A 23,805-nucleotide genomic window follows, 5' to 3' on the forward strand; every position below is an offset into this window, starting at 1 on the left:
GATCCTCGCCCGACGACAAACCGTGGCTCTAGTCCCACTGAATATCGGCGAGAACCGCCCTCCGGTTCGACCAACCACTCCAGCGGCTGGGACACCCCAATGCGGTGCGCGCAGGGGTACACCCGCCATGCCAATGCAGTCAACTCTCCAGTCCACCTCCTCCACCGGGTGCCCCTTCCCTTTTGCGCCAACTTTGGCATAACCTCGTTACATCCATGCAGTAAAGAGAATAACAATGACAGACATACTGATTGTCGGCGGCGGGCACAACGGTCTGGTGTGCGCCTGCTACCTGGCCAGAGCAGGAAAACAAGTCACGATACTGGAGCGCCGCGACATCGTCGGCGGCGCCGCGGTCACCGAAGAATTCCACCCCGGTTTTCGCAACTCCGTGGCCAGCTACACGGTCAGCCTGCTGAACCCGAAAATCATCCGGGACCTGAACCTGCACGAACATGGACTGCAGGTGAAGCTGCGCCCCCAGTCCAACTTCTTTCCGCTTTCGAGCAGCGACAGCCTGTCGTTCTACAAGAGCCCGGCCGAAACGCGGGCGGAGATAGCCCGCTTCTCCCAGAGGGACGCCGACGCCCTGCCCGCTTTCTATGAGATGCTGGAAACGGTCGCCGACGTGCTGAGGGAAGAGCTGCTACGGACACCGCCCAACGTTGGTGGCGGGCTGGCTGACCTGGTCCGTGCCGGGAGCTTCGGCATGCGCGCGAAAAAACTCAGCATGGCCCAGCGCCGCGATGCCCTGGACCTGTTCACCAAGAGCGCCACCGACGTCCTCGACGCCTGGTTCGAGAACGATCATGTCAAAGCAGCATTCGCATTCGATTCCATTGTCGGCAACTACGCTGCGCCCAGTACACCGGGCTCGGCCTACGTATTGCTCCACCACGTATTCGGTGAAGTGAATGGCGAAAAGGGCGCGTGGGGCCATGCCATCGGCGGCATGGGGGCCATTACCCAGGCCATGCTGAAAGAGGCAGAGCGCCTCGGCGTCGAGGTGGTTACCGGAGCCGGAGTCGAGGAAGTGATTATCGATGGGGGACAGGCAAAAGGCGTCAGACTCGCCGACGGTGAGGTGCTGCATGCAAACAAAGTGGTTTCCAACGTGGGCCCGAAACTGTTGTTCGGCAAGCTTCTCGACCAGCAGCACCTGGAGCCGGAATTCCGCCGCCGGGTGCGGGGGTTCAAGGTGGGCTCGGGCACCTTCCGCATGAACGTGGCCCTGTCCGAACTGCCCGACTTCAGCTGCCGCCCCGGGACCCAACTCCAGCAACACCATCAGGCAGGTATCGTGATCGGCCCCTCCATGCAGCACCTGGAACAGGCCTACCTGGATGCGAAACAGTTCAGCTGGTCGAAAAAGCCCATCGTGGAAATGTTGATCCCCTCCACTGTCGACGACACCCTGGCGCCTGCAGGGCAGCACGTAGCCAGCCTGTTCTGCCAGCAATTCGCACCGGAGCTGCCGGACGGCAAGGACTGGGACGACTATCGCGAGCAGGCCGCGGACACCATCATCGACACGGTGACTGAGTATGCCCCCAACTTCCGCGATGCAATCATAGCCCGGCAGATCCACTCACCACTGGACCTGGAGCGCAAGTTCGGGCTGGTGGGCGGTGACATATTCCACGGTGCACTGGGCCTCGACCAGCTCTGGTGCAATCGCCCGTTTATGGGGTTCAGCGACTACCGCACCCCGATCAAGGGACTCTATCTGTGCGGTTCCGGTACTCACCCGGGCGGCGGCGTAACCGGGGTTCCGGGACATAATGCGGCCCGTGAAATATTGAAGGATTGATTGGCAAAATCCATCACAAAAGGGGGCTCCGGCAGTCATTCACCCGGTCTCCGGTACAACCAATTGCAGTGCCTGCCGGGGGCTTCAATGCCACACACAGGAACACTTGACTCTGCCACCAATTTGTCAAAGCTTTTCCATTTCGGCTTGTCGAGAGCTGCAATTACGAGCTACCCCAGGTTCCACCTTCCGCGATCAAGTCAGGTTCAGGCCATTTGTGGTACTGCCCGGCGGAGGGTTGTTACTGACAGGATAACCGCCAGCACAGAACATATGGCAATACTCGCCGCGAGCACCACCGGTGTGCCATCAAAAACCAGGCTGACCAGCACGATCGCCACCGCACCCAGCAACATCTGCAGGGCACCGCCCAGGGCTGCCGCAGTGCCGGCAATGGGGCCGTGGTCATCCAGGGCCAGCACCATGGACGTGGGTACCACGAGGCCCAGGAAGGTGTTGCCGGTCAGCAGCAGGGTCACCAGCAATACAAAGCTGTCGAACCCGGCACTGACCAGGCTGACCATTACCAGGGATGCCACCGCAAAACCGGCCACGGCAACCCTGACGACCGGCTGGGGCCCATAGCGCTCGCCAAGGGTGGCAGCGAACTGGCTGGAAGTGAAGAAGCCCAGGGCATTCAGGGCAAAGGCCAGGCTGAACTGGGTCGGCGTCAATCCGTAGAACTCCGTATACAGGAATGACGAGGTGGAGATAAAGATAAAGAAGCTCGACATCCCCAGCCCACCAATCAGTGTCAGGCCCATATAAGTTCGGTCACGGAACAGCACGCCAAAGGCTTCCAGCATCGACGACAACCGGAATGGCACCCGGCTCTCCGGTGCCAGGGTCTCCTCCAGGCTCCAGCGTGTCAGCAGCAGGCTCACCACCGCGGCCAGGGCTACGGCAATAAAGACCGATGGCCACCCGAGCCACCCGATTACCGCACTACCCGCCAGTGGCGCCAGCATCGGCGAGATGGAGATCACCAGCATCACCGTGGTCATCAGGCGGGTGCCCTCGTTGCCGGTGTACTGGTCACGGATAATCGCCCGCGGGATCGACATCACCGCCGCCGCACCCACACCCTGCAGGAAACGCAGCGCGATCAGCCAGTCGATCGTGGGCGCGAAGGCGCACCCCAGGGAGGCCAGCAGGAACAACCCCAGGCCAAAATACAGCGGCGGCTTGCGCCCGAACATGTCCGACGCCGGTCCGTAGAAAAGCTGGCAGACACCGAAGGCCACAAAGAAGGACATCAGTGTGTACTGCACCGCTTCCACCGGCGCATCGAGACTGGCCGCGATCTGCGGCAGCGCGGGCAGGTACATATCAATCGCAAACGGACCGACACAGCTGAGCAGGCCCAGGATCAGGGCCATCTTGATAAATCCGGGTTTCATAAACTCTCTTTGGCTCAACGGGACTGCGGACTGCGCCGGCAGCGGGAGGGAACTCGGTTGACGATGTTACGGCATCTAGCCCCGCTTGTGACCAGCCGGGGAATTGTCATCCTGGTGGACCCAGTACTTCTGCATCTTCAGGAACATGAAGGATGCGGTCCAGGTAATCATCACCAGGCCGGTCAATGCCTCCAGGCCGGCGGTAAAGCGCACGTAGCCGTGGGGTTCGATATCGCCGAACCCCAGGGATGTGTAGGTGGTGAAGGAAAAGTAGGCACAATCGAGCAGGGAACCGTCGAAATTGCCCTCCAGCATCTCAAAGCGGTCTGAATGCACCATGTAGTAGTATCCCAGTGCAAACAGCCACATCTCAATCACATGGGCGATCAGGGCGCCGAACACCCCGATCAGCAGGGCCAGGTTGCGGTGCACGGTGATTCTCTGGCCCAGGCGGAAGAGCCCGTTCAGCGCCTCGTGGTGAATCACCACCACCGTTGCCACCAGGGCACTATTGATAAACATGGCGTACAGCATGTCAGCGCCTGCCCCGGAAAAATTCCCGCACCAGCTGTGCGGCCTCCTCTGCCATCACGCCGCCCTCGACCGCGATGCGATGGTTGAAGAAACCCGCCTCACCGAGTTGCAGCTGGCTCTCCACCACACCCGCACGGGGCTCACTGGCGCCATACACCAGCCGCGCAACCCGGGCGTGCATCATGGCCCCGAAACACATGGTGCAGGGCTCGATGGTGACGTACAGGGTGGTTTTCGGCAGCCGGTAGTTCTGCTCTTTTTCCGCCGCCCGGCGCAGGGCGACAATTTCCGCGTGGGCGCTGGGGTCACAGTTACCGATGGGGCGGTTGCTGCCCTCACCGATGATCTGCCCATCCCGGACAAGTAGCGCGCCCACCGGCACCTCGCCGCGCTCCGCGGCAATGCGGGCGAGCTCCAGGGCGTGCTGCATAAATGTGTAGTCTTTCGGTGTCGCCATTGTCTCTCGATCAGGGTTTGGCAACCAGGCGGCGCAGGACGAAGTCGCCTTCCAGCTCCAGTCGTTCTTGCTGCTCCAGTGCCTCGCGGGCGCTGCTGTCACCTTTCCAGGCAAACGGCGTCATGGCGAGGAAGTCGGCCACGGCTGCAGTCCCATCCAGTACAAAGCGGAAGCTGCAGCGCATTTCCACTTCCGGCGCAAACCCCTCAACCGGTTTCGGTGGCGCATGCTCCCGCGGCTCTTCATACAGCGCGCGCTTCAACGACCAGAGATGCACCGGTCCCGGCGCCACATCGAGTAGCGTGCCGCCGGGATTCACAATCCGTTTCAGCTCGCTGTCCGCCGCCGGGGCAAACACCCGTAACAGCTGGTCCACACTATCGGTCTGCACCGGGATTGCATAGCTGCCGGCCACCACATACTGGATATCCAGTTGGGCTTTGGCGGCCATACGTGCACCCGCCTTGGAGATATCGAGCCCCCCGAGCGCCCCGGCGGGCCAGCCGGCCCGGAGCAGCTGGCGGGTGTAAAACCCCTCGCCGGAGCCAATGTCCAACAGCTGGCGCCCACTGCGATACGGCAGCAGCGCAGCGATGGCATCAACCAGTGGACGGTAGTGGCCCGCCTCCAGGAAGCGGCGACGCGCCCGCAGCATGTCCGCGGAGTCGCCCGGTTCCCGGCTGCGCTTGCGATTTGCCGGCAGCAGGTTCACGTAGCCTTCGCGGGCGCGATCAAAGCTGTGGCCGTTTGCGCAGCACCAGCTGTCTCGGGTGTTCTCAATAGCCGACTGGCAAACCGGGCACAACCAGATCATCCTGTCTCTTTTTCCTCACTTGGGTACGCCTGCGCGGGCTCCCGCTGCAGGATCATATCGGCGGCTTTCTCTGCAATTGCAATGACCGGCGCATTGGTGTTGCCGCTCACCAGCGTGGGCATCACCGATGCATCCACCACTCGCAGGCCGCCGACACCGCGTACCCGCAGCTCATTGTCCACCACGGCCATATCATCGCTGCCCATTTTACAGGTGCCGGCGGGGTGATAAATACTTTCCGCGTTTTCTCTAATAAATGCCTCGATCTTGCGCCGCGTCGCCAGCGCGCCCTCCGGGCTCCACCAGCGTTTCTGGTAACGTTGCAGGTCCGCCTGGGAGAGAATATCGCGCACCATTTCGAATCCCTCCACCAGCACATCGAGGTCCTCGCGCTCACTCAGGTAATTCGGCTGGATACGCGGCAGCGCCGCCGGGTCGCGGGAAACCAGTGAAATTGTGCCGCGGCTTGCCGGGCGCAGGCCGCACGCGTGCAGCGAGTACCCATAACCACCGGGCTTCTTCAGCCCGTGCTGGAACAGGGGCGCAGCACAAAAATGGAACTGGATATCCGGCTGCCCGCCGGCATGGCTGGAACTGGCGAAACCGCCCGCCTCGGCAACATTGCTGCTGAGCGGGCCCCGGTTGAGCAGTAACAGTTCCGGCAGGCGCAGTGCGTTTTTCACTATCGGCCAGAACGAATTGGAAAAAGTCACCGGCGCATTGGCTTCCACCACCTGGGTGATGTCCAGGTGATCCTGGAGGTTGCGACCCACGCCGGGCAGGTGCGCCTGCGGTGTGATACCCAGCCGTTTGCTCTCGGCCACATCCCCGATACCGGACAGCTGTAATATCTGCGGCGACTGGATGGCCCCGGCACTCAGGATTACCTCGCGGTTGGCAATGATGCGCCGGCCATCGAGCAGCTCCACACCGGTGACCCGGTCGCCGTGAAACAGCAGCCGCGCCACCTGGGCTCCCGTATGGACATTGAGATTGGGGCGGTTGATCACCGGGTGCAGGTAGGCAGCGGCTGCCGAGCAGCGCCGGCCGCGACGCTGGGTCACCTGGTAGAACCCCACCCCATTTTGCTGTGAGCCATTGAAATCGCTGTTCAGCCGGTGCCCGGCTTTCTGCGCCGCGCGCACGAAAGCACGACCGGACTCGGTCTTCCACTTGAGATCCGACACCGCCAGGGGGCCGTAGCCGCTGTGGTGTGCATCGCTGCCACGCTCGTTGCCCTCGGCCATCAGGAAATAAGGCAGCATATCGCGCCACCCCCAGCCGGGGTTGCCCGCCGCCTCCCAGGCATCGTAATCCGCGCCATTGCCGCGTATGTAGATCATGGCATTAATGGCACTGCTACCGCCCAGGGTACGTCCACGGGGCCACAGGAGGCGCCGTTCGTTCAGGTGTTCCTGGGGCTCCGTATGATGGTGCAGGTTATAACGCTGGCCCGGTACCAGGTAGCTGATGCCGGCGGGAATACTGATCATCAGGCTACGATCGCGACGGCCCGCCTCCAGCAGGCAGACCCGGTTCTGTTCCTGGGCACTGAGGCGGTTGGCGAGCACACAGCCGGCGGAACCGGCACCCACAATGACATAATCGAAAATCATCTGGCGGGGCATTTACTGTTTCTCTCTTATTCTCTGTTTTACCTTCAAGGTACACTTGGCGCGCTCCTTCTCCAAGGCGAATGGAAAGCTTGCCATGACCGATTCCGAATTCAGCGATAAAAAGATCCTGCAGAGCTGGGAGGTCAACGCCTCGCCCTGGGCCCGGGCTGTCGGTGCCGGTGAGATTGCCAGCCGCAGGCTGGTCACCGATGGAGAAATTGTAGCCGCCCTGCTCGAGGGCAAACCCGGGACAGTGCTCGACGTTGGCTGTGGCGAGGGCTGGCTGGGACGGGCGCTGGCCGCGCACGGGATAAGGGTTTGGGGGATCGATGCCACCGCGGAACTGGTGGAGGCGGCCCGCCGCCAGGCGGGGCCGCTGGAAAATTACCGGCAGGTCTCCTACGAAGGGCTGGAGCCCGGCTACCAGGGACGTCGATTCGACGCCCTGGCCTGTAACTTCTCCCTGCTGGGCAGGGAGTCGGTGGAACAGGTGTTTGCCAGCGCTCCCGGCCTGCTGAAGCAGCGCGGCCGGCTGGTGGTGCAGACCCTGCACCCGACTGTTACTACTGGTGGGGAACCCTACCGGGATGGCTGGCGCAGCGGGTCCTGGAAGGGATTTGGCGCAGGGTTTTCTGATCCTGCGCCCTGGTACTTTCGCACAATCACAAGTTGGGTCGAGTTATTCCAGCGCAATGGGCTGGACCGGGTGGCGCTGCGCGAACCGCTACATCCCGAGACCGGCCAGCCCGCATCATTGATACTGGTGGGCAGTCGCAGCGAGTGACCGCCGCCCGGCCCACCAGCCGGGCTTCAGTCGGCCGCAGCAGCCTGTGGCCGGTCTTGTCCCTGTTGCCCGGCAGCTGCCAGGGTCGCAGCGCGCCCCTGGCGGCGCCCGTCGGCGCTGAGTGCGCGCACAGCCCGGACGCCCCCGGCGTCAACTGACTCGCCGGCAGCCAGTGGATACCACTGCTCGCCGTCAAAATACTCCAGCTGCAGGCCAGGGAAAGGCATCGCGGTACGCAGTTCACCGCCACTGACGACGGCACCCGGCACCGGAACCCGGTAACCCACACCGGCCAGGTCGAGTTTGGGTAGCTCGCGATGGCCAAGCACAGTTGCGAAGCCCCGCCAGTCCTCTTCCAGCGCCCGGCGATCGACGTGGGAGGATTCGGCGGAGAACTTTTGCCCGGCCTGCAGGGGCAACTCCCATTCCGCCCCGTGCCAGGCCCGTTCTGCCAGTGCCAGCAGCCTGGGGAACACCATGTACTCCACCAGCGCATCGGTGCGCACCACTTCACTCCACAGCTGTCCCTGCACACCGCGCACCCGCTCGGCGAAGGATGGCGCCGGCGCAGTGGCGGACCAGGAACCACCATCGCGGTTCAGCGAGATCTCCGCCAGCTGTGCGGTATTGAGGGGTGCGTAGCTGAAGGTCTTGCGTGTATCGGTGCCCCGCGACGCCCAGTAGTAGCCACTCTCTTCCGGGTCCAGCTCGTAGGGCATATCAAAATAGAGAAAGTCAGAGTGTGACTGCACCACGTCGAACCCGGCCTCCGCCAGGTGTACGCTCTCGTCTCCGCCACCCCAGAACAACGGTGCCCAGGCATTGGCGTAATTATCATCCGTGGACAGGGTGCTACCGGCATCCTCGATGGTTTTGACGCCGTCATTCCACGCCGCAAAAGTCTCAATCCCCGCCTCTGCCACCAGGGCACTGACACGCTGTGCGTAATAGGCGCCCAGCTCATCGATGCTGTCCACCGCCCCGCTGGCAATCAGTTTTTCGCACCGCGGCGAGCCCGACCAGGGCTGGCGGCGTGACTCGGCGGGTACATCGCCCTTGCCCGGGTCATTCCCGGGGCCCGCCTCAAAGGCATCGCTGGCCAGGATGTTGACCGCCTCATCACCACCGAAGTGCCAGCTGCGCAGGGGCTGCCCGGCCTGCTCGTGCATGGCCTGCACCTCGCGCAAGACCTTGCCGACAAAGGCGTAGGTGGAATCGATGCACGGGTTGATATAACTGTCATCGTAGAACTGTACTGACAGGTAGCGGGTATCGTCCTCCGGGTCCACCAGCCGGTACTCGCCGGCCTTCCCAGGCGACTCATCCGCCAAGCGCTGGTAGCGAGCCTCCATCGACACGACAGCCGCACGGGCGTGGGCCGGCATATCAAATTCCGGGATGACCTCGATATGCCGCGCAGCCGCATAGCGAACAATCTCGATATAGTCGTCCACGGTGAAATGGCCGCTGCCATTATTGTCAGTACCTGGCCCGGAACCCAGCTGCGGCAGCAGGCAGCGGGTCTCGCCCGGATCGAAGCAGCGTCGCGCCCCCACCTCGGTAAGCTCCGGCAAGCCGGGAATTTCCAACCGCCAGCCCTCGTCGTCGGACAGGTGGAAGTGGAAGCGGTTGAGCTTGTACGCGGCCATCTGGTCCAGCAGTTTCAGCACCAGTGCCTTGCTGTGGAAGTTGCGCCCCACATCCAGGAACATACCGCGATGCGGGAACCGTGGCCCATCTGCAATTGATACAGTAGGCAAAGTTGCGCTGCGGGGATCTGCCAGTGCCAGGAGCGACTGCACGCCATAAAAAGCCCCCGTCACGTCAAAACCGACGATCTCGGCGCCATCCGCACGGGTCTCCAGCCGGTATGCGCCCGCGACACTCCCTGCACCACTTACGCCCTCTTCCCCGGCACCCTCACTAAACACGTCCGGGTCGACAGTCACTGCTACCGGGTAGGCGCCGCTATCGCCGGCGGCCAGTCCCAGCTGCTGCAGTCGCGCCTCGATCGCGGCGCGGGTTGCCGGAGCCAGTGCGTTTGCATCCAGGGTAATGCCCGCATCAATCGCCACGGCTGTACCGGTGACACGGGTCTCCTGCGCCCGGGGGATAATACGGTGGCGCCACTCTGCCGCGGCTCCATGCTCCTCGGCGGAAAATTCCTCGTAGCGACTGGCGGCGCTGGCCAGGGTATTGGCATCGTCGGCGGTGCGTTTCCAGTTGTCCTGGTGGTGGGCGTTGATGGGTGCCACCAGTGCATCAATCGCATCGCTATCAGTGGACTCGATCACCCTGGCCTGCCCTTGACCATCCACCACAAACATACGCGGCATCAGGTCTGACTCTGCCTGCAGCCAGTGCTCCGCCAGCAGGTCGATATCCAGTGTTTCCCCCGCACCCAGACCGGTGAATCCGTGTGTCGGTCGCAGCCGGTGCAGGTCTCCCTTTACGTGCTCCAGGGCCAGGTCGTCGCGATTCAACACAGCCAGTGCCCGGCGGACGCTGTGGAAGTAGAGGGTCCAGTCCCGCTCGCCGGGCGCAATGGCCGGACCATTATTGGTCAGCGAGATGCGATAGGTGGAACAGGTTGCGCCACTGCCCCCGGCCCGCTTGCAGCGCTCGCGCAGGTCGGCATCGATGGCCTGGAAGTTAACCAGCACCGCCTGCTGCACCTCGACATTGCCGGCTATGCGCGCCGCCGCCGAATCCGCGGCCGGGCCCCGGCCGGAATCGCTGCAGGAAGCGGCAAGCAGGCAGGTAAACAGCGTGGACAGGAGTCTGGCGGGTCGTTTTGTGGCCATGGGCTTCTCATTGCTTATTGTCTTTGTCGGCCAAGATAGCGAATAAGACAGCGCTGTCAATAGCGCTAAACTTTGATTGCTGTTTTCCTGTGGCCCTCTCAGGGCCGGGCTTTCAATTCAGCGGCCCCAGGATTGATCAATTTGCGAGCAACTTGATGAATCTAGCGTCTGGCGGCAATGATAACTAGATCAAGTTTTTATAAAAAAGGTCCGGACGCCATAGCCGCGCAATAAAAAACTTTGACGCTTTGCACCCCACCGCCAGGCAAGGCTGGTCAACAATGTGAGAGGTGAGTAGTGGCGCGGGCTGCAGAAAAAACTGACTGAAAACCCCCATTGGTCCACGCTTTTCCATTGCAACTGCTGACGGCTCTGTGAGATACATCTTGTTGTTCTGGGTGAGCCATAATAATTACAGCGGTTGTTCAGTAACCGTACAGGAAAACAGACACCCCCGGGGTAAATCCAATGGAACTCTGCAGTACTCGTTTCCGTAGCTCCAGGCACCTGACAGCGGTGCTCGGGCTGTTTTTGCTCCCAGCTACCTGCCTCGCCGACGATCTTTTCATTCCCGATTCCAGTCACGCTCTCAACCTCCAGGCCGATAACGCCTTTTTCGTCGACAGTGCCTTCGCGCTGGATAACACCGCTCTCTACCAGGCGGCCGACAACCTGCGCAACAACTCCATGAGCAACGTCCAGCGCCAGTTGAATTACCAGTGGCTGCAGATGCACACGCATCCGGACAAGTTCAAGCCCACCATGGGTGGCCGGGCGCTCAACCAGATCCTGAAAATGGGCTGGGATACGTACCGGGAGCAAAACAAGCGCAACTCGTCCAACCCGCTGCTGCGATACTCCAACGCCGGCCATGGTCGCATTGGCAAGTCGATGGATTACGATGTGCGCCTGTCGGACGACAAGTTCAAGGTGAGCTTCGAATACGAGTTCTGAAGCCAACCTGGAGCTCACGAAATTCCGCAACGCACACAGGCGTGGCAGTTTGTTAGAATCTCCGCCAGTCCAACCTGGCGGAGCCTCCCGTGAGCAATCCTACCCCCCCTGCAAGCTTTAATGACCTGCCCCTGGCCGGCGTCGGCCGTCGCCTGGCGGCCCTGCTCTATGACAGCCTGATCATTGCCGGCCTGTTGATGGTCTACGGCTTTATCGCCCTGATGGTGGCATCCGCTGTGGTGGGCCTAGACTGCCAGTCCGGGGCGCAGGATTACTCCACCCCCTGTGTCAGTGGCGACGAACCACTGTTCCGGCTGGGGGTACTGGCGGTAATCGCCGGTTACTTTATCTGGTCCTGGCGTGCCGCGGGACAGACCATTGGCATGCGCGCCTGGCGCCTACTGCTGGCAAGCCCCGAGGGCGTGCAGATGAGCTGGCGCCAGTGCGCTATCCGCGCTTTAGTGGGACCGCTGTCACTGGTGACCCTGGGGGCGGGTTTCTTCTGGTCCTGGACCCGGGCCGACCGCGCCAGCTGGCATGACCTGCTCTCCGGCACCCAGGTGCGCGTGCTGCCCAAGAAGAAAAAATAGGGATCGGGATAATACGGGTCGATTTCGGCCTCCCGGGGCCGCCCCGGGATCCAGGCGCCTGCGGCGCGGCCTTCCCGGGTAGCTGCTACAGGGCGCAGCGGGGCTAGCGCGCCCGCTTCAACAGCATCCAGCCGAGGCCGAAACAGAGCAGGATCGGCACCAGCACGGCGATAAACGGCGGGAAGCCAAACACCAGTGAAGACGGCCCGAGCATGTCCTGCAGGGTCTGGAAGACAATGCCCACCATCACCCCGGTGAACACTCGCAGACCGGTGGTAACCTCCCGCAGGGGACCGAAGATAAAGGAAATGGCCACCATCACCAGGCTGGCAATAGTCAGCGGCTGCAACAGTTTCTTCCAGAACTCCAGCCAGTAACGGCTGGCATCCTCACCCTTGTTATCCAGGAAGTTGCCGTAGGACCACAGGTTGCGCGGTGACAGGTCCGATGGCAGCGGCACCACCAGGGAGAACAGCTCTGGCAGGATATCGGTTTCCCACCCCTGCTTCTCGCTGGTCTCCGCGATCGCCTCCTCCTCGGTGAAACGGGTCGAGCGATTATTGACCAACTGCCATTGATTGTCGGCAAACTGCCCCCGCTCGGAGAAAGTCACCCGCTCCAGGTCCCGGTCGCTACCGAAGCGGTAGCGGGTCACACCGTACAGGTCCCCACCGGGCATCGCGGCATTGAAATGCACAAACTCCCCGCCCTCGCGCAGCCACAGCCCCTGCTCCAGGCCACCCCGCTGCAACTCACCCAGGGCCACCGCCTTGCGTGTTTCCGCGGTCTGGCTGGTGTGCGGGATCACGAACTCTGCCAGCACCAGGCCCAGCAGGATCAGGACCAGCACCGGCTTCATCACCGCCCACGCCAGCCGGCCGATGGAGACACCGGCCGCGCGCATCACGGTGAGTTCACTGGTACCTGCCAGCGTACCCAGGCCGATCATGCATCCCACCAGGGCCGCAAAGCCCAGGTATTCGTAGGCCCGGTCGGGAATCGTCCACAGCAGGTACCGGACCACATCCGCCGGCTGGTAGTTGCCGTCGATATCCTGCAGCTCATCGATATAGGCGAAGATCATATCCAGCCCCAGGATGACCAGCAGTACGCCGGCAATCGCTGCGGCCACCGTGCGGCCAATATAGAGATCCAGCTTACCCATCATTGCTTGTCTCTCCCCGCGTTTCTCCACCGGATTCCCCCGGCTTCAGGCCACTGCGCCTGGGACAGCGGCGGAACCTGCCCCCGCCCAGTAGCAGCAGCCCCAGCACCAGGAAAGGCGGATGCACCAGCCACAGGGCTGCAGGATTGCTGATGTCTCCGTCCTCGACCGCGCCGCGCACCCAGATCAGGCTGTAGAGGTAGACCATGTACAGCAGCACTGCCGGGATCATCTTCAGGTAGCGGCCCTGGCGCGGATTGGTACGGCTCAGCGGCACCGCCAGGATCGCCACCACCAGCACCAGCACCGGCAGGCTGAAGCGCCAGTGCAGGTTGGCTCGCTCCTCCGGTTTATCACTGCGCCAGAGGTCCAGGGTGGAGGCACTTTCGATTCGATCGCTCTCGCGCTCCCGCAGCCGCGGCATCTCCAGCAGGGTTTCGTAGCTGGAGAATTCCATCAGGCGGTAATCGCGCTGCCCCGGCACACCCTCATAGCGATATCCGTCGCGCAGCACCAGGTAGCGCAGGCCGGTCTCCGGGTCGATCTGCTGTACTCCCTCGCGGGCAAGAATCACCACCTGGTAGTCGGATTCCGTCTGTGCCCGGGCGGAGCCCAGTTCCGCCAGGAACACCTCATTCATGGTGGAGCGGTCCTCGCTCAGGGAGTCGGCGTAATAGACCGCCCTGCCCCCCTCGGTAGCGACAAATTTCCTCGGCACCAGGTGATCGAATTCATTGCGGGACTTGTCGGCGGTAAGCAGGCCGGAGGAGCGCTCCAGGCCGGTGGGCGTCAGGTACAGGCTCATGGAGGCCACCACCAGCGCCACCAGCAATGCGGGCGCCAGGGTGTAGGTAAGCAGGCGCCGCTCACTGAAACCACAGGCGTGCAGCACCGTCATCTCACTCTCGATATACAGGCGCCCATAGGCGAGCAGGATGCCGAGGAAGAACCCCATCGGCAGCAGCACCTCCAGGAAACCCGGCAGGCGATAACCCATCACCGGGAAAAGAATACTGGCAGACAGGTCTCCGGCAGCCGCCTCAGCAAGGTACTTTACAAAACGACCACTCATCACCATCAGCAGCAGTACGGCGCTGACTGCCAGCGTGGCATAAAGCAGCTCGCGGCAGAGATAGCGGAAAATAATCACAGGACGAATGGCTTCCTTGGTAACAGCAGTGCGTACGGCCGGACAAAATTTGCACAAGTGCAAACCCAGTTAAGCATTACAATCGCTACCGGGTTAAACTTGAGCGGCGCATTATCACCAAAATCGCAAGCAATGTCTCGGTTCGGGGACATTGATCCAGTTTTCAGTAAAAGGAAAGGAATGATGCAGTTCACCGCCAAGGTCTCTGATATCACCAAGCAGCGCAGCGCCTGCGCAATTCTCCCCGCAGACAGCAAGAACCGCCTGACCGCCAGCGGCAGCAGCCTCGACGGTGAGACTGGTGGTTATATCAGCCGCATCCTCAAGCGCGGCGACCTCGGCAGCAAGCCCGGCAGCACCCTGCTGCTCACCCCGAGTGAGGGCAAGGCAGACCGCATCCTGCTGGTGCGCACTGGCGACGGTGTTCTTGACCAGGCAGAGTTCCGCAAACTCGCCCGCGCCGCCGCCGGCGCCGTGAAGGGCTTCAAGGACGCCACCAGCTACCTGACGGAAACAGAAGTAACCGACGCCGATATCGGCTGGCAGGCGCAGCAGCTCGCGCTGGCTGCCGGGCTCGCCGCTTACAAATTCACCCGCTGCCTGAGCGAGGCCAAACCCAATCCACTGGCCAAGTTCCAGGTGCATGTGCCCGACCGCAAGCAGCTCAAGGCCGCACAGCAGGGCGCAGCGCTGGGTGGAGCGCAGGCCTCCGGCAGCAACGTCGCGCGGGAACTCGGCAACCTGCCGGGCAATATCTGTACCCCCATGTACCTGGCCGGGCAGGCCAAGGAACTGGCGAAAAAACACGCAAAAATCACCACCAGTGTGGTGGATGCCAAAAAGATGCAGTCCCTGGGTATGGGCGCATTTATGAGCGTGGCCAAGGGCAGTGACGAACCACCAGCCTTGATCGCCATGAACTACAAGGGCGGCAAGGCCAGCGACAAGCCTGTCGTGCTGGTGGGCAAGGGCATTACCTTCGACACCGGCGGTATCAGCCTCAAGCCCGGCATGGCCATGGATGAAATGAAATTCGACATGTGCGGAGCGGCCAGTGTCTTCGGCGTGATGAATGCCCTCGCGGAGCTGCAGCCATCGATCAACGTGGTGGGCCTGGTGGCGGCGGCGGAGAATATGCCCAGCGGCCGCGCCAGCAAGCCCGGCGATGTGGTCACTTCCATGTCCGGAAAGACCATCGAGATCCTCAATACCGACGCCGAGGGGCGCCTGGTCCTATGTGACGCGCTGACCTATGCGGCCAAGTTCAAGCCGGAAGTGGTCATCGACATCGCCACCCTGACCGGTGCCTGCGTTATCGCACTGGGCAACCACGCCACCGGCCTGTACGCCAACAAGGAAGAGCTGGCGGATGCCCTGGTCGCGGCCGGGGAGCGCGCCGGCGACCGCGCCTGGCAGATGCCCCTGTGGGACGAGTACCAGTCGATGCTGGATTCCAATTTCGCCGACATGCAGAATATCGGCGGCCGCGAGGCGGGCTCGGTAACCGCGGCCTGCTTCCTGTCCCGTTTCGCCGAGGACTACACCTGGGCGCACCTGGATATCGCCGGCAGCGCCTGGAACTCCGGCGCCAGCAAGGGGGCCACTGGCCGCCCGGTGCCACTGCTGCTGGAATACCTGCTGGGCAAGTAAGCCCGGCCCAGAAAGGCGGGAGCGTCCCCGGGCGGGACGCCCCCGCCTGTTGCCATAACCCCAGATCCTGCACCATCCCGACAACCGGAAAGTAATGACCCGCATCGATTTTTACGTCCTCTCTACCGACCGGCCCGGGCAGGGCGACCTGTTCGCCTGCCGCCTGGCGGAAAAAGCGTTCCGCGCAGGCATGCGGGTACTGCTTGCCGTGGATGACCGCACCCGGGCCGAACAGCTGGATGAACTGTTGTGGACCTTCCGCGAGGACAGTTTCCTGCCCCACGCACCACAGTCCGGTGAGCAGCAGGCCGCAGTGGAAATCAATTGCGGTGAGGACCCGGGCCTCCACCACGGCCTCCTGATTAATCTTTGTACAGAAGTGCCGGCCTGGTTCAGCCGCTTCGAACGCCTGGCAGAAATCGTTGTGCAGCAACCGGATTCACTGGCGCGCTCACGATCCCGATTCAGTCACTTTCGCGACCGTGGATATCCGTTACAATCCCACCGAATCGGCAGCAACTAACCAAAGCAACAGCGCCACACCATGTCCGGTCGAAAGAACAAAAACAGGCAGCGCGGGCAGCGACACCAGCATCAGCGCAACCAGGGGGAAGGCGGCAAGTCCACGGAACTGCTGGACGAGCTCAACTCCATCCGCGACCTGCTGGGTAGTGAAGAGCTCGGCGATATCCCGCTACTGGACCAGGTTGCAGACCCTGCACCTGTAGCTCCGGCACCGGTAACCCCACCAGCTGGGCCGGCGGCCAGTTCCCACGCCCGGATACAGCCTCTGGAAGATACGGACCTCCCCACCCTATTCTCTCCGGAGGACGAAGAACCGGTTGAAGATGATGCGCAGCCTGAAGGGCAGGAACCGGCCGGTAGTGCTGTGCCGCCCTCTCCGGTGCCGGGCATTTCAACCGAACTCAGCGAGACCGAGCGGGCCCTCCTGCGCCCCCTCGAGTCATTACCGTCCGGACTTGACACAACCCCGCCCCGGGCAAAGCCTGCCGGCAGCGAACAGCAGCAGGAGCTGTTCGGCGAGGATACCGCGACCCCGGCCAGGGAAAATCCTTTCCTGCCCGCGCATATCCGTGCCCGCCTGACCGGAGGCCGGGTGCCGCGATCGGAAGACACCGCCCCCGAGCCAGCCACCGACCAGCCTGTGGACGCAGCCAGCATCCCGGAGGACGAGCCGGCCGCGACTTCCGCATCTCTCGCCGACAGCACTGCCGCGCGACCCGTGGCAGATGAAGCCCCGGCAGACCCCGCCGAACCTGGCCAGCACGGGCCGGGTCCCGATGGCACTGCCGAACACCCAACGGGGCGTGAAACTGGCGCCGAGCGCCTGGCGCGGGAGGAGCAACGCCAGCAGCTGGTCGAAAAACTCGTGGCCCGGCAATTACCCGAGCTGGAGCGCCAACTGCGCGCGCGCATCGAGATAATGGTGGACGAATTGATGCGCCGGCGCTGAAGCCGCCTCACGAGTACCTGCTTTTGCCGCTGCTGTTCCAAGCAGCACTCCACCGGTTTTATACCATCGGCGGGCCTGCAACTTTGCCGGCCCGGGCCCCAGCGGTATAATTCCCGCCTTTTTGGCGCCGCCCCCCTGTCTGCCACAATAACGGCCAGGGGCGGGACTATCCCGGCCCGGTACCGGCGCCCGCCGTCAGTCAACAGAAGGTTCCCCCTCGCGCATGGACAAGACATACCAGCCCAACGCCATCGAACAGCAGTGGTACCAGACCTGGGAGGAGAACGGCTACTTCAAGCCTTCCGGCGACACCAGCGCCGATCCCTACTGCATCATGATCCCGCCGCCCAACGTCACCGGCAGCCTGCATATGGGCCACGGCTTCCAGGAATCCATCATGGACGCGCTGATCCGCTATCACCGCATGCAGGGTGACAACACCCTGTGGCAGGTGGGCACCGACCATGCCGGTATTGCCACCCAGATGGTGGTCGAGCGCCTGCTGGCCGCCGAGGGTAAGAGCCGCCACGAGCTGGGGCGGGAGAAGTTCATCGAGAAAGTCTGGGAGTGGAAGGAGCAGTCCGGTGGCAATATCACCCGCCAGCTGCGCCGCCTGGGCGCCAGCCCGGACTGGTCGCGCGAGCGCTTTACCATGGATGACGGTTTCTACAAGGCGGTACAGGAGGTATTTATCCGCCTGTATGAGGACGACCTGATTTACCGCGGCAAACGCCTGGTGAACTGGGACCCGAAACTGCACACCGCCATCTCCGACCTGGAGGTCCTCAACGAGGAAGAACAGGGCCACCTGTGGCACTTCCGTTACCCGCTGGCAGACGGTTCCGGCCACCTGGTGGTGGCCACCACCCGCCCCGAGACCATGCTGGGCGATACCGCCGTGGCGGTGCACCCGGAAGACGAGCGCTACAGGGACCTGATCGGCAAGAGTATCCGACTACCGCTGGCGGAACGCGAAATCCCGATCATCGCCGATGACTATGTCGACCGGGAATTCGGCACCGGCTGTGTGAAGATCACCCCGGCCCACGACTTCAATGACTACGAGATGGGCCAGCGACACAATCTCGAGATGATCAACATCCTCGATGCCGACGCCAACCTCAACGACAGCGTGCCGGAAAAGTACCGCGGCATGGAGCGTTTCGCCGCGCGCCAGCAGGTGGTGGACGACCTGGACGCGCTGGGCCTGCTGGAAAAAGTCGAACCCCATACCCTGAAAGTACCTCGCGGCGACCGCTCCGGCGTGGTGATCGAGCCCTGGCTGACCGACCAGTGGTATGTGCGCACCCAGCCGCTGGCCGATGAAGCCATCAAGGCGGTAGAGGACGGCAGCGTCAATTTTGTGCCGAAAAACTACGAGAACATGTACTTCTCCTGGATGCGCGATATCCAGGACTGGTGCATCTCCCGGCAGCTGTGGTGGGGGCACCGTATCCCGGCCTGGTATGACAACGACGGCAAGGTTTACGTTGGCCGCGATGAAGCCGAAGTACGCCAGAAACACGGACTGGGCAGTGACGTAACCCTGCGCCAGGACGACGATGTGCTCGACACCTGGTTCTCTTCCGGCCTGTGGACCTTTGGCACCCTGGGCTGGCCGGAAGATACCGAGGAGCTGAAGACATTCCACCCCACCTCGGTGCTGGTAACCGGCTTCGACATCATCTTCTTCTGGGTGGCCCGGATGATGATGCTGACCCTGTATTTCAAGAAAGAGGTGCCCTTCCATACGGTGTATGTACACGGCCTGGTGCGGGACAGCCACGGGCAGAAGATGTCCAAGTCCAAGGGCAATGTGCTCGATCCCATCGACCTGATCGATGGCATTGACCTCGAGAGCCTGGTGCAGAAGCGCACCACCGGCATGATGCAGCCGCACTTGCGTGACAAGATCGAGAAGCAGACCCGCAAGGAGTTCCCCGAGGGCATCGCCGCCTACGGCACCGATGCCCTGCGCTACACCTACTACTCGCTCGCCTCCACCGGCCGCGATATCAAGTTTGATGTGGGCCGTATCGAGGGCTTCCGCAACTTCTGTAACAAAATCTGGAACGCATCGCGCTACGTGCTGCAAAACTGCGAGGGTTACGATTGCGGCCAGGACAACAGCAGCGATTTCGAGCTGTCCCTGGCGGATCGCTGGATCATCTCGCAGCTGCAGCGTACCGAACAGGCAGTGCGCGAGGCCATGGATACCTATCGCCTCGACCTGGCCTCACAGGCGCTCTACGACTTTACCTGGGGTGAGTACTGCAGCTGGTACCTGGAGCTGTCCAAGCCGGTCCTCTGGGATGACAATGCCTCGGATGCGATCAAGAAAGGCACCCGCCGGACCCTGATCCGGGTGCTGGAGACGATCCTGCGCCTGGCCCATCCGCTGATGCCGTTTATCACCGAGGAAATCTGGCAGCGGGTCAGGGACCTGGCCGGTAAAAGTGGTGAAACCATCATGCTGCAACCTTATCCCGAGGCGGAAGAAAACCGCATCGACGGTGAGGCGGAAGCAGCTATCGCGGCCCTCAAGCAGGTGATCGAGGGGGTACGCAACATTCGTGGCGAGATGAATATTTCCCCGGCCAAGAAGATCCCGCTGATCCTGCGCGGCGGCAGCAGCGATGACCGCGAACGCCTGGATTCCGCCCGCGCACTGCTGGCCAAGCTGGCCAGCCTGGAGTCCATCAGCTGGATCAACCCCGGCGAAACCGCACCGGCATCAGCCACTGCGCTGGCCGGCGATATTGAGCTGCTGGTGCCCATGGCCGGACTGATCGATGTGCAGGCAGAAAGTGCACGCCTGCAGAAGGAGATCGACAAGCTGGCAAAAGAACTGCAGCGTGTCGAGGGCAAGCTGAACAATCCCAAATTCGTCGACAAGGCACCGGCGGCCGTCGTCGAAAAGGAGCGCGGCAAGATGGAAGAGATGCAGGGCGCACGCCAGCGCCTGGAGCAGCAGCTGGAGGAAATCAGCAAGCTCTGACACGATTGAAAACGGCGCCAGCAGGCGCCGTTTTTTCTACCTCACCAGGAAAGCAACCTGCCCACCCTTCTTCGCCAGCCGGCTCCAGCGAACTGCTGATATTGTTCCACTGTGGCCAGTGGAAGCTCTGTACAGGCCCGTGCGCCACAGCTTTTCAGGCGGACAGCGCAAGACGGTTGGCCTGCCCCGACGGCTCAGAATATCCTCTCGTTACAGCGAATCACATTCCTTTCTTCAAGCGTCAAACCACGGCCAATCGCCAGGCGGACAACCGCTGAGAACTGATTGTCACGTAAATATACAGAATCCAAATGTATAAAAAGCGAATCACTGATAATCAATCGTTCCAGCGTTTTACTGGCGCTAATCCTCTCCAGCATTTATATAACTGGCAGCGCTGAAAAAAAACAGCGACGAAAGGCGCCGTATCAGTCGGGATGCCCGTAAACAAACAATAATGGGCGCCCATACCTGGCAATGAACCGCCACTGGCAGCGCCATTTATTTCCACTTGTCTCCGAGGTTACGCAGTAGTCATCAGGTGGTCTCAGCGATGAACCGCGGGCCCAGTCGTGCCCGCCAGAGAAACGGGGAGAAATCAGTTGAACCCTGCAAACCAGACCGACCCCCAAATCTGGACACTGTTCGTTTATGGCTTCGCGGTCGTCGCCCTGATCGGGGTCATGCTGGGCCTTTCCCATGTGCTCGGCCAGCGACGCCGGGACAATGCCACTGACGAGCCCTACGAATCCGGCATCGTCTCCCAGGGCAGTGCCCGCCTGCGCATCTCGGTTTCCTATTACCTGGTCGCGATCCTGTTTATCGTCTTCGACCTGGAGGCAATCTATCTTTTCAGCTGGGCCATCGCTTTCCGGGAGACCGGCCTGACCGGGTTTATCGAGGCGGCGGTATTCATCCTGATCCTGGCGGTGGGCCTGGTCTACCTGTGGCGGCTGGGCGCGCTGGACTGGGGCGGCAAGCAACTCAGCCTGCAGCAACGTGAACCCCGGGACGCCACAAAACCTATCGTTTGAGGACGGGCTATGCGCTGGAAGCTGACCAAGGCACAACAGGATGGCGACCTGATCGCCGCCGACAGCGGGCGTACTGAGGGCGAGTTGATTTCTGAGGAGGTGCGCAAGAATGTACTCCTAACCCGTCTCGAGGACCTGGTGGCCTGGGGCCGGGCCAATTCACTCTGGCCATTCAATTTCGGGCTGTCCTGCTGCTATGTGGAAATGGCTACCGCCTTTACCAGCCGCCACGATATTTCACGCTTCGGCTCCGAGGTAATCCGCGCAACACCACGCCAGGCCGACCTGATCGTGATATCCGGCACGGTGTTTATCAAGATGGCACCAGTAATCCAACGTCTCTATGAGCAGATGATGGAACCCCGCTGGGTGATTTCCATGGGCTCCTGTGCAAATTCCGGCGGCATGTACGACATTTACAGTGTGGTGCAGGGTGTCGATCGCTTCCTTCCCGTGGATGTCTATGTGCCCGGCTGCCCACCTCGACCAGAGGCATTGATGCAGGGTCTGACCCTGTTACAGGAATCCATCAAGACCCAACGGCGCCCAGTCAGCTGGGTGATTGACGAACAGGGACCGCGTCCGGCCCCAAGGCCCAGCCAGCGGGACAAACACCGCGAGGAACGTATGCGGGCGGAAAAACTGAGGACACCGGATACCGTCTGAACCGCTATTGGCAGTAGCCGGGTTCAACTGGCTGGGGAGCAAGTGATCCTTGCCGCGAGGGCACGGAAAAACGATAACAACAGAGAGACCGTATGGACGGCGTAATAGCAAAAAGTGTTCACCGGGCCAGTCCCTACCGGGAGGCGGCGGAGGCATTTGTCGCCGACCTGGAGCGCGAACACAGCCTGCACAGCTACTGGTTGCAACCGGATTGCCCCGACCTGCCCACACTCTGGGTGGGTCAGGAAAACCTGCTGCCGTTCCTGCGCTTCCTGAAGCAGGAAATTTCCCGTCCTTTCGACATGCTCTACGATCTAAGCGCCATTGACGAACGCCTGCGGCGCCACAGGGGTGATGGCGGGAACAGGCAGCCGGAAAGTGATTTTACCGTTGTCTACCACCTGCTCTCTTTCTCCCGCGACCTGTTTATCCGGGTAAAGCTGGCACTGCCTGAATCGCGCCTGTGCGCACCCTCGGTGTCATCCATCTGGGCCAATGCCAACTGGTATGAGCGGGAAGCCTGGGACCTGTTCGGGATCGAGTTTGCCGGCCACCCCAACCTGCGACGCATCATGATGCCACAGACGTGGGAGGGGCACCCATTGCGCAAGGACCATTACGCGCGTGCCACTGAGGTTGACCCCTTCACCCTGTCGGCGGAGAAGCAGCGACGCGAGCAGGATGCATTGCTGTTCAAGCCTGAAGAGTGGGGAATGGCCCGCGCCAGCGACAGTTCGGAGTTCATGTTCCTTAACCTCGGCCCCAACCACCCGAGTGTCCACGGTGTTTTCCGCGTCGCCCTGCAATTGGATGGGGAAAAGATCGTCGATGCGGTACCGGACATCGGTTACCACCACCGCGGTGCCGAGAAAATGGCCGAGCGCCAGGCGTGGCATACCTACGTCCCCTACACCGACCGCGTCGACTACCTGGGCGGAGTGATGAACAACCTGCCCTATGTGCTGGCACTGGAGCAGCTGGCTGGTATCCAGGTCCCGCCACGGGCGCAGGTAATACGGGTCATGATGTGCGAGCTATTCCGTATTGCCAGTCACCTGGTTTTCTACGGCACTTTTGCCCAGGACGTGGGGCAGATGTCTCCGGTCTTCTACATGTTTGTCGACCGGGAAAAGTTGTTTGGCATTGTTGAAGCGATTACCGGTGGACGCATGCACCCCGCCTGGTTCCGTATCGGCGGCGTGGCCCAGGACCTGCCCGAGGGCTGGGACAAAATGATCCGCGAATTCCTCGACTACATGCCGGCACGCCTGCGTGAATACGACGGCATGGTGATCGACAACAAACTGCTACAGAAACGCACCAGAGGCATCGGTGTGTATAACCGCGAAGAGGCCATAGAGTGGGGTATTACCGGGCCAGGGTTGCGGGCCACAGGATATGAGTGGGACCTGCGCAAACAGCGCCCTTACTGCGGCTATGACCAGTTTGAATTCGATATCCCCACCTTTGACGGCGGCGACTGCTTCGACCGCTGCCGCGTGCGGGTGGAGGAGATACGCCAGAGCCTGCGTATCATCCGGCAATGCCTCGACAATATGCCCGGCGGCCCCTACAAGTCTGACCACCGGCTCACCACGCCGCCGGTCAAGGGACGCACCATGCAGGATATCGAGACCCTGATCCAGCACTTCGTCAATAACAGCTGGGGTCCGGTGATGCCGCCAGGGGAGACCTGCTTCCCGGTGGAGGCCACCAAGGGACTGAACAGTTACCAGATTATCAGCGACGGCGGCACCAACGCCTACCGTACGAGAATAAGAACGCCCTCGTTTCCGCACCTGCAGATGATCCCACTGATGTCGCGCGGACTGCTGGTGGCGGACCTGATTGCCATTATCGCCAGCATCGACTTTGTCATGGCGGATGTCGATCGTTAGAGACCGG

Annotated in this window: 19 protein-coding genes; 11 read left to right on the forward strand and 8 right to left on the reverse strand. The window is 61.9% G+C overall.

Annotated elements, in window-relative coordinates; translation table 11 throughout:
* Positions 1-211 precede the first annotated feature (211 nt).
* Positions 212-1,810: a phytoene desaturase family protein gene (locus LVE68_RS04770; RefSeq protein ID WP_305080424.1), complete on the forward strand. Its 1,599-nt coding sequence runs from the start codon at positions 212-214 to the stop codon at positions 1,808-1,810.
* A gap of 206 nt (positions 1,811-2,016) precedes the next feature.
* Here LVE68_RS04770 and LVE68_RS04775 read toward each other — a convergent pair whose 3' ends face one another.
* From LVE68_RS04775 to LVE68_RS04795, 5 genes are all read right to left on the reverse strand, one after another.
* Entirely contained in the window at positions 2,017-3,210 is a 1,194-nt protein-coding gene (locus LVE68_RS04775; RefSeq protein WP_233005889.1) for a multidrug effflux MFS transporter, read from the reverse strand.
* Positions 3,211-3,285: 75 nt separating this feature from the next.
* Entirely contained in the window at positions 3,286-3,744 is a 459-nt protein-coding gene (locus LVE68_RS04780) for a potassium channel family protein (protein WP_233005890.1), read from the reverse strand.
* Between the two features lies 1 nt (position 3,745).
* The gene (gene tadA / locus LVE68_RS04785; RefSeq protein WP_233005891.1) at positions 3,746-4,201 is read right to left on the reverse strand and encodes a tRNA adenosine(34) deaminase TadA; all 456 of its coding nucleotides are present in this window, start codon (positions 4,199-4,201) and stop codon (positions 3,746-3,748) included.
* Between the two features lie 10 nt (positions 4,202-4,211).
* Positions 4,212-5,015, reverse strand: a complete 804-nt coding sequence (locus tag LVE68_RS04790; protein WP_233005892.1) for a putative RNA methyltransferase — start codon at positions 5,013-5,015, stop codon at positions 4,212-4,214.
* A complete protein-coding gene (locus LVE68_RS04795) occupies positions 5,012-6,643 on the reverse strand; it encodes a GMC family oxidoreductase (RefSeq protein WP_233005893.1) in 1,632 nt (543 codons plus the stop codon). The genes LVE68_RS04790 and LVE68_RS04795 overlap by 4 nt, the downstream gene beginning before the upstream one ends.
* A gap of 82 nt (positions 6,644-6,725) precedes the next feature.
* Here LVE68_RS04795 and LVE68_RS04800 point away from each other — a divergent pair, with 82 nt between their 5' ends.
* Positions 6,726-7,415, forward strand: a complete 690-nt coding sequence (locus LVE68_RS04800; protein WP_233005894.1) for a class I SAM-dependent methyltransferase — start codon at positions 6,726-6,728, stop codon at positions 7,413-7,415.
* 26 nt (positions 7,416-7,441) lie between these two features.
* Here the strand turns inward: LVE68_RS04800 and LVE68_RS04805 are convergent, their stop codons facing one another.
* On the reverse strand, positions 7,442-10,219 hold the full coding sequence (locus LVE68_RS04805; RefSeq protein WP_233005895.1) for a family 20 glycosylhydrolase: 2,778 nt from the start codon (positions 10,217-10,219) through the stop codon (positions 7,442-7,444).
* A 531-nt stretch (positions 10,220-10,750) separates the two neighbouring features.
* On the opposite strand from LVE68_RS04805, the gene LVE68_RS04810 reads away from it, so the two are divergent.
* Together LVE68_RS04810 and LVE68_RS04815 are read left to right on the forward strand one after the other, a co-directional pair.
* Positions 10,751-11,173 (forward strand): hypothetical protein, encoded by a 423-nt coding sequence (locus LVE68_RS04810; protein ID WP_233005896.1) that lies wholly within the window; start codon positions 10,751-10,753, stop codon positions 11,171-11,173.
* 89 nt (positions 11,174-11,262) lie between these two features.
* Positions 11,263-11,763: an RDD family protein gene (locus LVE68_RS04815; protein WP_233005897.1), complete on the forward strand. Its 501-nt coding sequence runs from the start codon at positions 11,263-11,265 to the stop codon at positions 11,761-11,763.
* A 103-nt stretch (positions 11,764-11,866) separates the two neighbouring features.
* Here the strand turns inward: LVE68_RS04815 and lptG are convergent, their stop codons facing one another.
* Both lptG and lptF read right to left on the reverse strand, forming a co-directional pair.
* Positions 11,867-12,931: an LPS export ABC transporter permease LptG gene (lptG, locus tag LVE68_RS04820; protein ID WP_233005898.1), complete on the reverse strand. Its 1,065-nt coding sequence runs from the start codon at positions 12,929-12,931 to the stop codon at positions 11,867-11,869.
* A complete protein-coding gene (gene lptF / locus LVE68_RS04825; protein ID WP_233005899.1) occupies positions 12,921-14,078 on the reverse strand; it encodes an LPS export ABC transporter permease LptF in 1,158 nt (385 codons plus the stop codon). The genes lptG and lptF overlap by 11 nt, the downstream gene beginning before the upstream one ends.
* A gap of 183 nt (positions 14,079-14,261) precedes the next feature.
* Between lptF and LVE68_RS04830 the strand changes: the two genes are divergently transcribed.
* The 7 genes from LVE68_RS04830 to nuoC all read left to right on the forward strand — a co-directional run bounded on the left by LVE68_RS04830 (position 14,262) and on the right by nuoC (position 23,798).
* Positions 14,262-15,728 carry a leucyl aminopeptidase gene (locus LVE68_RS04830; protein ID WP_233006671.1) on the forward strand — a complete coding sequence of 489 codons (1,467 nt, stop codon included), beginning with the start codon at positions 14,262-14,264 and terminating at the stop codon, positions 15,726-15,728.
* A gap of 94 nt (positions 15,729-15,822) precedes the next feature.
* Positions 15,823-16,251, forward strand: coding sequence for a DNA polymerase III subunit chi (locus tag LVE68_RS04835; RefSeq protein WP_233005900.1), 429 nt, complete (start codon positions 15,823-15,825; stop codon positions 16,249-16,251).
* A gap of 21 nt (positions 16,252-16,272) precedes the next feature.
* Entirely contained in the window at positions 16,273-17,202 is a 930-nt protein-coding gene (locus tag LVE68_RS04840) for a hypothetical protein (RefSeq protein WP_233005901.1), read from the forward strand.
* 223 nt (positions 17,203-17,425) lie between these two features.
* Positions 17,426-20,200: a valine--tRNA ligase gene (locus LVE68_RS04845; RefSeq protein ID WP_233005902.1), complete on the forward strand. Its 2,775-nt coding sequence runs from the start codon at positions 17,426-17,428 to the stop codon at positions 20,198-20,200.
* A gap of 602 nt (positions 20,201-20,802) precedes the next feature.
* The gene (locus tag LVE68_RS04850; protein ID WP_233005903.1) at positions 20,803-21,234 is read left to right on the forward strand and encodes an NADH-quinone oxidoreductase subunit A; all 432 of its coding nucleotides are present in this window, start codon (positions 20,803-20,805) and stop codon (positions 21,232-21,234) included.
* Between the two features lie 9 nt (positions 21,235-21,243).
* The gene (locus LVE68_RS04855) at positions 21,244-21,900 is read left to right on the forward strand and encodes an NADH-quinone oxidoreductase subunit B (protein ID WP_305080406.1); all 657 of its coding nucleotides are present in this window, start codon (positions 21,244-21,246) and stop codon (positions 21,898-21,900) included.
* A gap of 92 nt (positions 21,901-21,992) precedes the next feature.
* Entirely contained in the window at positions 21,993-23,798 is a 1,806-nt protein-coding gene (nuoC, locus tag LVE68_RS04860; RefSeq protein ID WP_233005904.1) for an NADH-quinone oxidoreductase subunit C/D, read from the forward strand.
* Positions 23,799-23,805: the final 7 nt, after the last annotated feature.

Source organism: Microbulbifer sp. YPW16 (genome assembly GCF_021290385.1).
Taxonomy (GTDB): domain Bacteria; phylum Pseudomonadota; class Gammaproteobacteria; order Pseudomonadales; family Cellvibrionaceae; genus Microbulbifer; species Microbulbifer zhoushanensis.

Excerpts from the sequence above, each read along its gene's own strand:
- LVE68_RS04805 (WP_233005895.1), bottom strand. The coding sequence starts at position 10,219 with ATGGCCACAAAACGACCCGCCAGACTCCTGTCCACGCTGTTTACCTGC.
- LVE68_RS04835 (WP_233005900.1), top strand. The coding sequence starts at position 15,823 with ATGACCCGCATCGATTTTTACGTCCTCTCTACCGACCGGCCCGGGCAG.
- LVE68_RS04800 (WP_233005894.1), top strand. The coding sequence starts at position 6,726 with ATGACCGATTCCGAATTCAGCGATAAAAAGATCCTGCAGAGCTGGGAG.
- LVE68_RS04790 (WP_233005892.1), bottom strand. The coding sequence starts at position 5,015 with ATGATCTGGTTGTGCCCGGTTTGCCAGTCGGCTATTGAGAACACCCGA.
- tadA (WP_233005891.1), bottom strand. The coding sequence starts at position 4,201 with ATGGCGACACCGAAAGACTACACATTTATGCAGCACGCCCTGGAGCTC.
- LVE68_RS04830 (WP_233006671.1), top strand. The coding sequence starts at position 14,262 with ATGCAGTTCACCGCCAAGGTCTCTGATATCACCAAGCAGCGCAGCGCC.
- lptG (WP_233005898.1), bottom strand. The coding sequence starts at position 12,931 with ATGATGGGTAAGCTGGATCTCTATATTGGCCGCACGGTGGCCGCAGCG.
- LVE68_RS04795 (WP_233005893.1), bottom strand. The coding sequence starts at position 6,643 with ATGCCCCGCCAGATGATTTTCGATTATGTCATTGTGGGTGCCGGTTCC.
- LVE68_RS04775 (WP_233005889.1), bottom strand. The coding sequence starts at position 3,210 with ATGAAACCCGGATTTATCAAGATGGCCCTGATCCTGGGCCTGCTCAGC.
- LVE68_RS04845 (WP_233005902.1), top strand. The coding sequence starts at position 17,426 with ATGGACAAGACATACCAGCCCAACGCCATCGAACAGCAGTGGTACCAG.
- LVE68_RS04780 (WP_233005890.1), bottom strand. The coding sequence starts at position 3,744 with ATGCTGTACGCCATGTTTATCAATAGTGCCCTGGTGGCAACGGTGGTG.
- LVE68_RS04855 (WP_305080406.1), top strand. The coding sequence starts at position 21,244 with ATGCGCTGGAAGCTGACCAAGGCACAACAGGATGGCGACCTGATCGCC.
- LVE68_RS04840 (WP_233005901.1), top strand. The coding sequence starts at position 16,273 with ATGTCCGGTCGAAAGAACAAAAACAGGCAGCGCGGGCAGCGACACCAG.
- nuoC (WP_233005904.1), top strand. The coding sequence starts at position 21,993 with ATGGACGGCGTAATAGCAAAAAGTGTTCACCGGGCCAGTCCCTACCGG.